The sequence below is a fragment of the Paenibacillus sp. FSL R5-0636 genome, from assembly GCF_037974255.1.
Classification (GTDB): Bacteria; Bacillota; Bacilli; order Paenibacillales; family Paenibacillaceae; genus Paenibacillus_AQ; species Paenibacillus_AQ odorifer.
This window is the reverse complement of the sequence record NZ_CP150232.1, coordinates 6182982-6195669: the sequence shown is the minus strand read 5'-3', so window position 1 is coordinate 6195669 and position 12688 is coordinate 6182982. Positions and strand designations below refer to the sequence as shown.

11 protein-coding genes are annotated in these 12688 nt (G+C 42.9%); 8 read left to right on the top strand and 3 right to left on the bottom strand.

Annotation, left to right across the window (positions count from 1 at the left end):
• Window positions 1-196 precede the first annotated feature (196 nt).
• Complete coding sequence (locus tag MKX34_RS28315) at window positions 197-382, bottom strand: hypothetical protein (RefSeq protein WP_036680230.1); 186 nt, start codon at window positions 380-382, stop codon at window positions 197-199.
• A gap of 133 nt (window positions 383-515) precedes the next feature.
• On the opposite strand from MKX34_RS28315, the gene MKX34_RS28310 reads away from it, so the two are divergent.
• Window positions 516-1385 carry a cation diffusion facilitator family transporter gene (locus MKX34_RS28310; RefSeq protein WP_076297131.1) on the top strand — a complete coding sequence of 290 codons (870 nt, stop codon included), beginning with the start codon at window positions 516-518 and terminating at the stop codon, window positions 1383-1385.
• A gap of 203 nt (window positions 1386-1588) precedes the next feature.
• Complete coding sequence (locus tag MKX34_RS28305; RefSeq protein ID WP_036680227.1) at window positions 1589-2668, top strand: SH3 domain-containing C40 family peptidase; 1080 nt, start codon at window positions 1589-1591, stop codon at window positions 2666-2668.
• 221 nt (window positions 2669-2889) lie between these two features.
• On the opposite strand, the gene MKX34_RS28300 is transcribed toward MKX34_RS28305, so the two are convergent.
• A complete protein-coding gene (locus MKX34_RS28300; protein WP_036680226.1) occupies window positions 2890-3267 on the bottom strand; it encodes a hypothetical protein in 378 nt (125 codons plus the stop codon).
• Window positions 3268-3490: 223 nt separating this feature from the next.
• A complete protein-coding gene (locus MKX34_RS28295) occupies window positions 3491-3658 on the bottom strand; it encodes a DUF1328 domain-containing protein (RefSeq protein WP_036680225.1) in 168 nt (55 codons plus the stop codon).
• A gap of 189 nt (window positions 3659-3847) precedes the next feature.
• On the opposite strand from MKX34_RS28295, the gene MKX34_RS28290 reads away from it, so the two are divergent.
• The 6 genes from MKX34_RS28290 (at window position 3848) to MKX34_RS28265 (ending at window position 12651) form a co-directional block, all read left to right on the top strand.
• Window positions 3848-4354 carry a DUF948 domain-containing protein gene (locus MKX34_RS28290; protein ID WP_036680224.1) on the top strand — a complete coding sequence of 169 codons (507 nt, stop codon included), beginning with the start codon at window positions 3848-3850 and terminating at the stop codon, window positions 4352-4354.
• A 59-nt stretch (window positions 4355-4413) separates the two neighbouring features.
• Window positions 4414-4938 (top strand): hypothetical protein, encoded by a 525-nt coding sequence (locus tag MKX34_RS28285; RefSeq protein WP_051491114.1) that lies wholly within the window; start codon window positions 4414-4416, stop codon window positions 4936-4938.
• A 237-nt stretch (window positions 4939-5175) separates the two neighbouring features.
• On the top strand, window positions 5176-6342 hold the full coding sequence (locus MKX34_RS28280; RefSeq protein WP_038573328.1) for a fused response regulator/phosphatase: 1167 nt from the start codon (window positions 5176-5178) through the stop codon (window positions 6340-6342).
• 2 nt (window positions 6343-6344) lie between these two features.
• Window positions 6345-10013: a response regulator gene (locus MKX34_RS28275; RefSeq protein ID WP_036680346.1), complete on the top strand. Its 3669-nt coding sequence runs from the start codon at window positions 6345-6347 to the stop codon at window positions 10011-10013.
• A 79-nt stretch (window positions 10014-10092) separates the two neighbouring features.
• The gene (locus tag MKX34_RS28270; protein ID WP_051491113.1) at window positions 10093-10959 is read left to right on the top strand and encodes a protein-glutamate O-methyltransferase CheR; all 867 of its coding nucleotides are present in this window, start codon (window positions 10093-10095) and stop codon (window positions 10957-10959) included.
• A gap of 21 nt (window positions 10960-10980) precedes the next feature.
• On the top strand, window positions 10981-12651 hold the full coding sequence (locus tag MKX34_RS28265; protein ID WP_036680222.1) for a response regulator: 1671 nt from the start codon (window positions 10981-10983) through the stop codon (window positions 12649-12651).
• Window positions 12652-12688: the final 37 nt, after the last annotated feature.

The window sequence follows — 12688 nt, the reverse complement described above, 5'->3', positions numbered from 1 at the left end:
GCGGGGCTTCTAAGACGGGAGTCTTTAGCCCTTGAGTTTTCCAAAGCGCATGTTTTCAGCTGGCTAATCGTACAATAAAGAGAATCAGTTATGAATTTGAAGAGTTCTAATCCATCCTATGAGGCAGGACGAACGTATAAACGGCTGCGTTTCCCCGAGGGATTCGCAGCCGTTTATGTTTAAATATAAGTAAATACTAAGATCCGCCAGTACGACGGCGTTGGTTGTTAGGCTTTTTGTTATTTTGGCTTTTTAGCGGTTTGGCGGAACCAGCCTGAAATGTGGATCCAGGTTTGGAGGAAGATTGTTGTTTCTTCTGCTCCAGTTTTTTACGGATAGCTTCCGCTAAGTTGATTTTTCCTTTATCGTTGCTTTCGCTCATTATGATAACCTCCTTCGAAGCAAGTCCTTACACTTTATTCTAATTGTTTTTAAATGCTGCCACAAGGGCAAGAATAATTGAAAGAATTCTTTTCCGTATTTTAAATAATCGGGGAAAAAGAGGGGGAGCCAAGATGACTGATATTTACGAAGATATACGTAAAGGGGAACGAGGAGCTTGGGTTAGCATAGCGGCTTACCTCATCCTATCATCATTCAAGCTGGTTTGCGGTTATTTATTTGCATCTAGCGCACTCGTAGCGGACGGGGTCAACAATTTAACAGATATCGTGGCATCCATAGCTGTGCTGGTGGGTTTACGGATTTCGCGGAAGCCACCTGACTCTGACCACGCTTATGGACATTTCCGCGCAGAGACCGTAGCGGCGTTGTTGGCTTCTTTTATCATGGCGGTAGTGGGCATTCAAGTGATTGTGGAAGCGGTGCGGTCCTTTTTCGATTCTACAAAAGAAACGCCACAGCTCTTGTCGGCAGGGGTGGCTATTGTATGTGCTGTGGCTATGATGGGGGTATATATATATAACAAAAGACTGGCCCAACAAATTAACAGTGGGGCACTTATGGCAGCGGCAAAGGATAATTTTTCTGATGCTATGGTCAGTGTTGGAGCCGCAGTTGGGATTGTAGGCGCACAGTTTGGTTTGCCATGGATTGATTCCGCAGCGGCTGTTCTTGTCGGACTCATTATCTCCAAGACTGCTTGGGATATTTTTCGTGATTCGACCTATCGGCTTACCGATGGCTTTGATGAAGATAAATTGATGGATCTACGCAGTACGATTGCTCGAACGCCGGGAGTAGAAGAGATTAAAGATGTGAAGGCACGGGTTCATGGTAATCATGTGCATGTGGATGTTGTAGTGGAGGTGGATGCGAATATTTCTGTGACGGAAGGTCATGAAATAAGTGATTCCATCGAAGAAAGAATGAGCAAAATGCATAATATTATGAATGTGCAGGTGCACGTGGAACCTAAAAAATAAATTAAAAATGCTATATTAAGGGAAAAACACACATATTCAAGGAGAAATCAAGACTTTAGACCTGTATGTTACCATAAAGTGGCATGATTATATGTGAAATTTGGAGCATGTTCCAAATCCCGGGCAAGCCTATAATGAGGGCATAAAGGAATAATGTAGTACAATCCTTTATTGAAATCTCATCATGGAATTTGGGGGAACGTATGATCAAATCACATAAGCAAATTACAGCATCTTTGTTAGTATCTGCTGCAATTGTTGCAGGTTTAGGAGTATCTGCTCCTGGACAAGCAGCGGCAGCCTCAAGTTCATCTAATTCAGTTACAGCAGCTTCAGCCGTTCAAACAGGTGTAATCGAGGCTAGTGTTCGCCTTCGCAGCACCCCTTCTACTGACGGAGAAATAGTGAAGTACTTGCAAAAGGGAGATCAAGTGCAGATCCTTTCGCAGCCGAACAGCTATTGGTATCAAGTAAAAACAGCAGACGGTTCAGTTGGTTATACCAGTGCAGGAGATAAGTATATCAGCGTATCCTCTGCTTCAGTAACGACGCCATCGGCACAAACTGGCACCATTAAGTATGGTGTGAATCTTCGGGTTTCACCTTCAACAAGCGGAAAAGTAATGAAGCTTTTGAATAAGGGAGAAAAAGTAGAAGTTCTGGCACAGCCTAACAGTTACTGGTATCAAGTTAAAGCGGCGGATGGTAGCATCGGATATATAAGTTCAAGTGATCAATATAGTACACTTTCAGGAAACGGTGGGGGATCTGGAACGGTAACGCCTACACCAACGCCTACACCTACACCTACACCCAATCCGCCTATAACAACACCGGGGGCTTCAGCCCAAATCGAACGGGTAATTGCTGCAGGCATGGGATATCTAGGAACGCCTTATGAGTATGGCTCCAGCAGAAATGATACAAGAACCTTTGACTGCTCGGACTTCATCCGGCAAATTTTTATGGATGCTGCGAATCTCAAACTGCCGGCGGATTCCCGTCAACAAGGAGATTGGGTGAAGTCGAATAGTACGATGGTTACGTCTATTTCCAATTTGAAGCGCGGCGACTTAATGTTCTTTATGGATTATAAGGGGAATTCTGCTTCTGCTTATGAGGGAATCGACAAATCTACAGCTAGAATATCGCATGTTGCTATGTATCTAGGAGATGGACAAGTTCTACAAACTTATTCCGTAGCTTCAGGCGGGGTAAGAGTAGATAAACTAAGCGCTTCTTGGATGAATCGTTTTCTCTACGGAGGTTCGGTCATTCGCTAAATATATGAAAAATGCAGGAAGCGACAGCATCGCATGTTTGTGACGGGTGAACGATGGCGGGCGTACGCGCAAGAGAGCTATCCTTTTAGTAGAATTCTCTACTGAGGGGGTAGCTCTTCCTGTTTTATCTGTTCAGAATATGCACTCTCCACATAAAAAAAGGGCAGTACCATCGGCCATTTTTCTGGCTCTTGGGACACCCTTTTTTCGCATATTGATAATTAAGGTAAGATCACATTGGCTGTTACAGGAACCTTAACCCATGCTTTTCCTAGCCAAGTGTAGATTTCTCTCCATTCATTACCCCAAGTGTCCGAAATAACTTCACCTGTTGTATCAAGAGTCTGAACGCCAAGCCAGCCTGCTGGAATTATACCTCCGACGGAAAAGTAGAAAGGTGTTTTCTCGGTCAGCACTATTTGTGGTGTTGCTGGAATCATATCCGCTGGAGTGATAATTGTTTCAAAAGAATTGCTGTAAGTGCTTCCAGTTACGGTTGCAGGATCCGTAGTAGTGTTAGTTACTTCAGCTGCTGAAGCTGTAGCAGCAATGGAAGCCATAAGACCTAAGGCTACTGTAAGGCTGGCGATTTTTTTCATGTTTGGTTCCTCCTAGTGGGGGTTGGATGTATTTTTTTCCAAAAGCGCTGTTTGCTAATATGCTAGTAAACGTAAATGATGCGTGATGAACCACCCATCCAACATTTCTTATTTTCTCAAGTGACATCCGTGCAGGAATGACCTATACTTTCTGCATGATGAATAAGATATATGGATAGATATGGGAGGGATACGACAGTCACACCATTAAAATGAGGGGCTACTACATAGATCTACCTCTGCGTCCCGTGAAGAGAGAAATTACAAACAGAACCAGGAAGACGAAGAACAGGATCTTAGCAAGACCAGCGGCGGCGGCTACAAGGTTGAAGAAACCAAAGATTCCGGCGATTACTGCGACTACAAGTAGTATTGCGGACCATTTTAACATTACATATCACCTATCCTTTTTTGATTAATGTAGTCATTGTATAAACGGGGACTTTGATTTTGAAACAAAAGGGAAGAGGGACTCTTGACAAGACTCGACAAGATGTTTCGGCTTATGGGACCAGGGGTAACTATGCAGTATACAAGGCTGATTAGCCGATATTTATGAGATATGGAAGGGGTTATGAATATGATCATTGAACTTAGTGTAGCTCTCGTCGCAATTGCATTCGCAGTACTTGTTTTCTTTTTAATTAAAACCTTAAAGTCGGCAAAGGATTCACTCGACAAAGTCAGCCAAACCTTGGTGGAAGTACAGAAGACGATGGATGAGCTTACTTATGAAGTGAAAACGACGGTCAGACACGCAAATGAAATCACTGCCGATGTACAGCATAAGATTCAAAAGATTGACCCAGTCATCGATTCTGTCAAGAATCTGGGTGATGTCATGAATGAGCTGACCTTAACGGTCAAACAAGTGTCAGTCACAGTGATTGAGAAATATCGTAAATCGCGTGAGCTGAAGGAGAAGAGTAAGGAAGTCTCTATAAAAGAAGCTCCGTTAACTCCTGCTGAAGAACGTACTGTTAACTCCTATGATGCCATTTATGCTGAGAAGTCACCGGGAAAAATAGCTACAGTGCTAAAAGGTGTAGACGTAGCTGCAACTCTTTGGAAGAAATTTCGTCATTAAGCATAAGATAGTAAAGCTTCTGTAATCGGTGGCTGCAGATAAGAAAGGTGGGACACAACATGAACATGATGATCCTTTTATTTGGTCTTCTTTTCCCATACTTTGATGCGTCTCCACAGTTGGCGCCTATCGCTACTTTTATTGAACAACCTAAGTCGGTTCTCGCATTTGAACATGCTTCAGAATCCAGCCCATATATCAATGACTTTGATTCTCTGCAAGGTGTTGCTTTATATGCCACAAAGGAAGAAATGTTTCTGGCCAAAGGCAATCCGCTTGCGGTGACAAATGATCCATTACAAGAGACGGTGGAGTACCACTACGCAGATGTGACAGTGGGTGTGGGCGAGGGGATGGTACTTTATGTACATGTTTCACCTCCGCAAGCACGGCAGTTTGGTTTACATGTAGATGGTGTAGAAATCGATCCTGTAAGAGATAATTTGCAAGATACTTTGGGCAAACCGTATTTTATAGCTGAAGATGGGGATGTATATATGAGAGGGAATAATGCACTCAAAATATATCGAAATTTGGCGGGTGAATTTGAAGGAATTGATTTATTTGATAGTATTTCTTCCTAATGTGTTTCATATTTGAGCAAATTGGTTAATAAACATAGGCTGTCTTTAGAATAGAGTAACCTCCAGAACCACTAGGTATAGTGGGGCTGGAGGTTACTTTGCTGAATACGTAAATTGATCCTATGACTATATTTACATATTATGAAAATAGAAATAACACTGTAAAATAGCGTATGATATAGTTAGTAGGTTTGCAGAATTTTACGGTCGTAATACTATTCGTGTGAGGTGAAGATGATGAGAATCTTAATCGTGGATGACAATCCGACTAATGTTATCATTATCCGTGAAATCCTGAAAAAAGAAGATTACCGAAATTTCGTAACCGCATCTTCTGCTAAAGAGATGTTGGAAAGGCTTGGAATCGGTTCTGGGAGTGAAGATGGACGTCCCCGGATGTCAGATATTGATCTGATTTTACTGGATATGATGATGCCAGAAATGGATGGGATCGAAGCATGTCGTGTTGTGCAGCAATACGAACATCTTAAGGATATTCCAATAATAATGGTTACAGCTGTAGGCGATTCTAAGAAATTGGCCGAAGCGCTGGATGCAGGTGCAGTAGATTATGTTACGAAACCTATTAATAAAGTGGAGCTAATGGCCCGGATTCGGCTTGCTCTGCGGTTGAAACGTGAGAAAGATTGGCATAAAGAACGGGATCAGCGAATCCAGGAGGAGTTGAGACTGGCTGCGCTTGTGCAGAATGCTGTACTCAGCCTGCCGCTGCAGGAAGAGAATTTCGAGGTGCATGCTATCTATCAGCCTTCCTCTGAATTGGCAGGTGATTTATATGCGTGGTATCCCCTTGGGGATGGCCGATATGGCGTAATCCTCCTGGACATTATGGGACACGGTATATCATCATCTCTTTTTTGCATGTTCCTTGCGTCAGTATTAAAGGATACGGTAACTACCTATGTAGAGCCGGAAAAGGTAATTCAGGAACTCAATCGAAGGTTTAACCAACTTTATATTGAGAAAAAGCTGATTCAATACTATTTTACGACGATTTATCTTGTGATTGACACTCGTATAAAGCGTATTGACTATGTTAACGCTGGGCATCCACCTGCGCTGTTTTTTGAGGGCACAGCTAAGACTCCGGTCTTGCTGGAAAGTAATTGTCACCCTGTAGGCCTGTTTGAACGGATTGATATTCAGCCTCAGAGCTTGACCTACGAAGATGAAGGGCATTTGGTTCTCTATACAGATGGTCTGCTGGAGCTGGTTGAGGGTGAACAGGAAGAGCAGCTGAAGTTCATGATTAAGCATTTAAATGTTGAGCATGAATGGAAGGAAGAAACTATACGGGCTGCTTTTTTCAATGCTGATGTTCCTAAAGAGCGTGACGATGACAAATGTATAGTGTGGATCTCACTGAAGAAGGGAACAGAATGAGGATGAAAATAAAGGCTAAACTCTTAATTGGTTTTAGTGCGATGCTGGCGATTATGCTGGCACTTACTATGATTGGATACGATCGTTTGGATTATATGAATGGTCAGCTTGAGGGTTACCAGGATAGATATATGAAGGGGCGTTCTTCTTCAGGTATGCGTGGAGAAGTGAATGATATGGCGCGAATATTAACGACGACCATGTTAAGCGCTGATACATCAACGGTAGAATCACAAAAAAAAGAGATTGATAAAAAAATAGCTAAGGCGAATGAGCACTACGACAAAATAAAAGAATCAATGACTAGCGCTGAAGAGATGCAGATCGTTACTCAAATTGATGATTCTTATACGATCTATCTAAATTATCAGGAAAAAATATTGAAGCTGCTATCAGCTGGTTATTTCCAGAATGCCAGCACGTATTCTAACACAGAGGGACAAGCGATTCAGAATGCGGTATTAAACGCTCTGAACAGTCTCTCTGATTATAATGCCTTTATTATGAATGAAGAGAGCGCAAAAGCTAAAGATGCCTATCAAAGCTCTACTCAGATGGTCATCTTGATGATGATTGTGGGTCTACTACTTGGACTTGGAGTTGTTCTATGGATCATTCCAAGCATTACGCGGGGGCTTAACGTCGTTTCGATGATGATTACCAGCTTCGGCAACGGCAGAATTCGGGCTATAAGGCGCATCAAGGTTACTTCTAAAGATGAGATTGGTGAGGTTGCCCTTGTCTTTAAGAAAATGGCTTTAGATCTTGAAGAGAAACAGCAAATGGAACAGGCCTATGCACAGGCGCAGAATGATCAATCCTGGCTGAATGCAAATGTTGCTCAGGTGACAGAACTTCTCCGGGGAGTTAGCTCATTGGATCAGGTCTCACAGACCTTTATCAACGAGTTCACCCCTGTGCTGGGAGCCCAGTTTGGGGCAGTATATTTAAAGGATGCTAACCGTCCCGATTTTCTGCGAAGCAGTGGTTATTATGCAGTAGATAGCGATAAGAAACCAAAGGAAGGTTTTGTGATTGGAGAAGGACTCGTAGGACAAAGTGCGCTTGATATGCACCCAATCAGATTGGAGCGGGCTCCTGAAGATTATATCTCCGTGAAATCCGGCTTTGTGGATTCACAGCCAGGATATATTTCCATTCATCCGCTTATTTTTGAAGACGAGCTGCTCGGTGTAGTAGAATTCGCTTCATTCCAGCCATTTAGCAGTCTGAAAAATGATTTGCTGCAACAACTTGCGAATAATTTAAGCATTATTTTCAATAATATTAGTCGTCGTCTGATTGTAGAGAAATTACTGCGTGAGTCACAGGCACTTACGGAAGAACTGCAATGTCAGTCAGAAGAGCTGCAGACTCAGCAAGAAGAACTGCGTCGTTCCAATGAGAACTTGGAAGAGCAGACGGACGCACTTAAGCGTTCAGAAGAACTGCTGCAACGTCAGCAGGAGGAACTGGAACATTACAATACGGAACTCGTCGCCAAGACTCGTGCACTAGAGGAGCAAGTGCAGGAGGTTGAGGAGAAAAAAGATGAAATTGAGCATGCTAAGGTTCAGCTAGAGAAACAGGCTATGCAATTATCCGTGACTAGTAAGTATAAATCAGAATTTATGGCGAACATGTCCCATGAATTGCGGACGCCGCTCAACAGTCTGCTGATCTTGTCCCAGCTGCTTACCGAGAACAAGGATGGTAATTTAACGGAGAAGCAGGTTGAATTTGCCCATACGATTTATATGTCAGGTGCTGACCTGCTTAAGATGATTGATGAAATTTTAGACCTGTCCAAGGTTGATGCAGGAAAAATGGAACTGAATCATGAAGAAATTAAACTGACTGAGCTGAAAAGCTTTGTGAAGCAGAATTTTGCTCCACAGGCGCTCAAAAAAGGACTCTCCTTACGGATAGCCTTTAACGAGCCGCTGCCAGATAGCGTAATTGCCGATAGTCATCGGTTGAAGCAGGTCTTAAGAAATCTGCTTTCCAATGCCTTTAAATTTACAACCGAAGGTTTTATCGAGTTTTCAGTTAGCCCGGCAGATACAAATCTCTTGCCACTAAATCTGCCGAGTGATAATGAATATATTGCTATTGCTGTGAAGGACAGTGGCATTGGTATTCCGGCTGACAAAACAGATATTGTATTCGAAGCCTTCCAGCAAGTAGACGGAACAACCAGCCGTAAATATGGAGGCACGGGCCTGGGATTGTCGATCAGCCGTGAATTGGTTCGTATAATGGGTGGAGCTATTGTGCTCGAATCCCGTGAGGGGCAAGGCAGTACCTTCACTTTGTATTTGCCGGTGAAGGCAAATTACAGTAAACAACCTGCAGAAATAGAAGCTGCTGTGTCCAAAGAGGATTCAACATATGATGAATATATTGGAGACATGCTTCCAACCTTAGTGCCAGCAGCCGTTAACGTACCCCTTCCACAACTGACAATTGAGGATGACCGTGACAATTTGACGGCGAATGACAAAGTCCTGCTTATTATTGAAGATGATGAAAGCTTTGCGAAAATCTTGCTAGACATGGCTCGTGGTCGCAGATTTAAAGGCTTAGTAGCGCTTCAAGGCGATATTGGACTGCAGATGGCAAAAACTTATTTGCCAGATGCGATTATTCTCGATATACAGCTGCCTGTAATGGACGGCTGGACCATTCTTAGAGAGCTGAAAAGTGCATCTCAGACCCGTCACATTCCTGTTCATGTTATTTCAGTGAACGATGAAGTGAAGCAAGGATTGATGATGGGAGCTATGGCATATCTAAGAAAACCATCTTCAAGAGAAGCATTGGAGCGGGCTTTCTCACAAATTGAGAACTATACGTCCAGCACTGTGAAGTACCTTCTGATTGTAGAAGATGATGAGATTCAACGTCGTTCCATTATGGAATTGATTGGTCATGATGATGTAGCTATTACCGCGGTATCAACCGGCAATGAGGCACTGATGGAGCTGCGCAAGCAGAGATATGATTGTATGGTTCTGGATCTTATGCTTGGGGATATGAACGGCTTTGAACTGCTGGATCAGATTCGTGATGATGAGGAATTAAACGATCTTCCTATTATTATTTATACAGGTAAGGATTTAGATAGCAAAGAAGAGACACAGCTCCGCAAGTATGCTGAATCCATAATTATCAAGGATGTTCGTTCTCCGGAACGACTACTGGATGAGACAACGTTGTTCTTGCACCGGGTAGAAGCCAATCTTCCGGAAGATAAACGTAAAATTTTGCAGAAGCTGCATAACAAGGAAGAGTTATTCGAAGGGAAGAAAATACTGCTCGTCGATGATGATATTCGTAATGTTTTTGCACTCTCTAGTGTACTGGAAGAATACCACATGGAAGTGAAGTTTGCGGAGAACGGACGTGAAGCGCTGGAAATGCTGGTAGAGCAAGAAGATTTTGATCTCGTGCTTATGGATATGATGATGCCGGAAATGGACGGATATGAAGCTATGCGCCGAATCCGTGAAATGCCGCAATATCAGAAACTGCCTATTATTGCGCTTACCGCCAAAGCAATGAAAGAGGATCGCGCCAAATGTATTGAAGCGGGAGCTTCTGATTATATGAAGAAACCGATCGCAACAGGTCAACTTCTTTCGTTAATGCGTGTCTGGTTGTATTCGTAAACTCAAATTTGGGGTAATACCTTTTTAAGAACTAACATGACTAGAATTACGGTGTGTTAATAAGGGAGTCGGGATAACAATGAAAGCGATAGAACACGGATATGAGGAGCAGCCCGTTATGGTAGGAAGTGACGAGTTGGAGCAAATTGAGATCGAGCTGCTCCTTGATGGAGTACACCGTTTATATGGATATGATTTCCGGAATTATGCGTTGCCTTCTTTGAAGCGGCGTATCTGGCATCATGTGCATGCGGAGAATGTACACAGCATATCCGCGCTGCAAGAAAAGGTGCTGCATGATCGTGCCTGTTTTGAACGATTTGTCTATAGTCTCTCCATTCCGGTCACCGAAATGTTTAGGGACCCGGGGTTATTTTTAACGTTTCGCCAGAAGGTAGTTCCGTTGTTGAGGACTTATCCCTATATTCGTATCTGGCATGCTGGATGCTCCACTGGTGAAGAAGTATACTCTATGGCCATCCTGCTTCATGAAGAAGGGCTTTACGATAAGGCTCGGATTTATGCCACAGATATGAATGAGCGTTCTTTACAGCAGGCTAAAGAAGGCGTCTATGATATTAGCAGAATGAAGCAATACACTAAGAATTATTTGGAGGCGGGAGGTACCCGGGCATTCTCTGAATACTATACAGCGAAGTATAACTCGGTTATTTTACAGCCATATTTACGCAAAAACATTATATTCGCTGAGCATAACTTAGCTACAGATACTTCTTTTAATGAGTTTAATGTTATTTTCTGCCGCAATGTGATGATCTATTTCAATGATGAGCTGCGTGATCATGTTCACGGCTTGTTTCATGAAAGTTTAAGTCGTTTTGGAATACTTGTTCTAGGCTCTAAAGAATCCATTCACTTTACGAAGTACAGCGATTGTTATGAGTCTTTGGACAGAGTAGAAAAAATATACCGTAACATAAAATAACGCATGAAGGAGGGTGGTCCTATGGGGTTTCAAGAACCAATTCATATACTACTAGTAGATGACCGTCCTGAAAATCTGCTGGCGCTGGAGGCGGTACTTGAAAGCCAGCATTATGAGCTAGTCAAAGCCACCTCCGGCGAAGAAGCGCTGCGGTGTTTGTTAAGGTATGATTTTGCTGTCATCGTACTGGACGTGCAGATGCCAGGTATGGATGGGATCGAGACCGCAAAGTTGATTAAAGCCAGAGAAAAAACAAAGGAAATTCCGATTATCTTTATCTCTGCGAATAGTAAGGAAGCGGAGCATTTATTCGCGGGCTATTCTGCAGGGGCTATTGATTATATGGTTAAACCCTTCATTCCACAAATTCTGAAGTCTAAGATACAAGGTTTTGTCGAGATGTATATTACGAGCAAAAAACATCAGACTCAGACCATGCTGCTGCAGCAAAAGACGAAAGAGCTGGAAATCATAAATAGTGAGCTCGTAAAGGCTAAGGAAGAGGCGGAGATCGCCTCCAAAGCGAAGTCGGAATTTCTGGCTATGATGAGTCATGAGATTCGTACACCAATGAATGGCGTAGTGGGTATGATTGATTTATTAATGGAGACTGACCTTGCTCCTGAGCAGAAGGAGTATTCCGAGATCATTCGGAAAAGTGCAGACACGTTGATTACGGTTATAAACGATATTCTTGATTTCACCAAAATGGAATCCGGTAAAATGGAAATCGAAGAGCAGCTGTTCGAACTTCGCACATGTATTCAAGAGGTGTTCAGCCTCTTTTCGGTGGAAGCGGGAAAAAAGAACCTGGAGCTCGCTTATTTTATCGATCAGAAGTTGCCTAGACTTTTATATGGAGATATGGCTCGTCTACGCCAAGTATTAATTAATCTGATTGCTAACGCAGTTAAATTTACAAATCAGGGCGGTGTCTATTTAGTCGCTTCCATCAAAGAAACATCTGGGCACAAGGTAGAAGTCGAGTTTACGGTCATGGATACAGGGATTGGTATTTCTCCAGAGAAATGCGACCGATTATTCCAACCGTTCTCACAGCTGGATTCTTCAATGACACGGAAATACGGGGGGACAGGGCTTGGTTTAGCCATATGTAAATCCCTTGTAGGCATGATGGGCGGAGAAATACGGGTAGAATCCATGGAGCAAAAAGGAGCTACCTTTATTTTTACGATTCAAGCATCCGTACCTGGAGAAGATTTGACAGGAGGTTATCAAGAAGAGGAATCGCCTCATCTTCTTCTTAATCAGGAGAGCAGAAGCCGAATTCTTGTTGTAGATGACCATCCTATCAATCAGCGTCTGATGGTTAGCATGCTAGATAAGCTCGGCTATGAAGCTGATATGGCTGAGGACGGGAAACAGGCTGTGCAAATGGCGCTTAAGCAGCCCTATGATTTTATCTTTATGGATCTCCAAATGCCAGTAATGGATGGCCTGGAGGCAACCGCCCAAATCCGTCGAGAAGGCGGTCCGGCGGCTGAGAAGACTATTATTATTGCAATGACTGCGAATGTCATGGATGGCATTCAGAATCGCTGTAAAGCCTCAGGAATGGATGACTATATCAGCAAGCCACTTAAGATGAGCAGTATTAAGCAGATTATCTCTCGGTATTCTAGCAGCGATAATCGGATGGTTGAACCAGATACATCTATTTTTCAGGCGTAACCCAAGATTTACTAGTTTATATTTTAATGTTATTTGT

Excerpts from the sequence above, each read along its gene's own strand:
- MKX34_RS28305 (WP_036680227.1), top strand. The coding sequence starts at position 1,589 with ATGATCAAATCACATAAGCAAATTACAGCATCTTTGTTAGTATCTGCT.
- MKX34_RS28315 (WP_036680230.1), bottom strand. The coding sequence starts at position 382 with ATGAGCGAAAGCAACGATAAAGGAAAAATCAACTTAGCGGAAGCTATC.
- MKX34_RS28275 (WP_036680346.1), top strand. The coding sequence starts at position 6,345 with ATGAAAATAAAGGCTAAACTCTTAATTGGTTTTAGTGCGATGCTGGCG.
- MKX34_RS28265 (WP_036680222.1), top strand. The coding sequence starts at position 10,981 with ATGGGGTTTCAAGAACCAATTCATATACTACTAGTAGATGACCGTCCT.
- MKX34_RS28300 (WP_036680226.1), bottom strand. The coding sequence starts at position 3,267 with ATGAAAAAAATCGCCAGCCTTACAGTAGCCTTAGGTCTTATGGCTTCC.
- MKX34_RS28295 (WP_036680225.1), bottom strand. The coding sequence starts at position 3,658 with ATGTTAAAATGGTCCGCAATACTACTTGTAGTCGCAGTAATCGCCGGA.
- MKX34_RS28280 (WP_038573328.1), top strand. The coding sequence starts at position 5,176 with ATGAGAATCTTAATCGTGGATGACAATCCGACTAATGTTATCATTATC.
- MKX34_RS28310 (WP_076297131.1), top strand. The coding sequence starts at position 516 with ATGACTGATATTTACGAAGATATACGTAAAGGGGAACGAGGAGCTTGG.
- MKX34_RS28270 (WP_051491113.1), top strand. The coding sequence starts at position 10,093 with ATGAAAGCGATAGAACACGGATATGAGGAGCAGCCCGTTATGGTAGGA.
- MKX34_RS28290 (WP_036680224.1), top strand. The coding sequence starts at position 3,848 with ATGATCATTGAACTTAGTGTAGCTCTCGTCGCAATTGCATTCGCAGTA.
- MKX34_RS28285 (WP_051491114.1), top strand. The coding sequence starts at position 4,414 with ATGAACATGATGATCCTTTTATTTGGTCTTCTTTTCCCATACTTTGAT.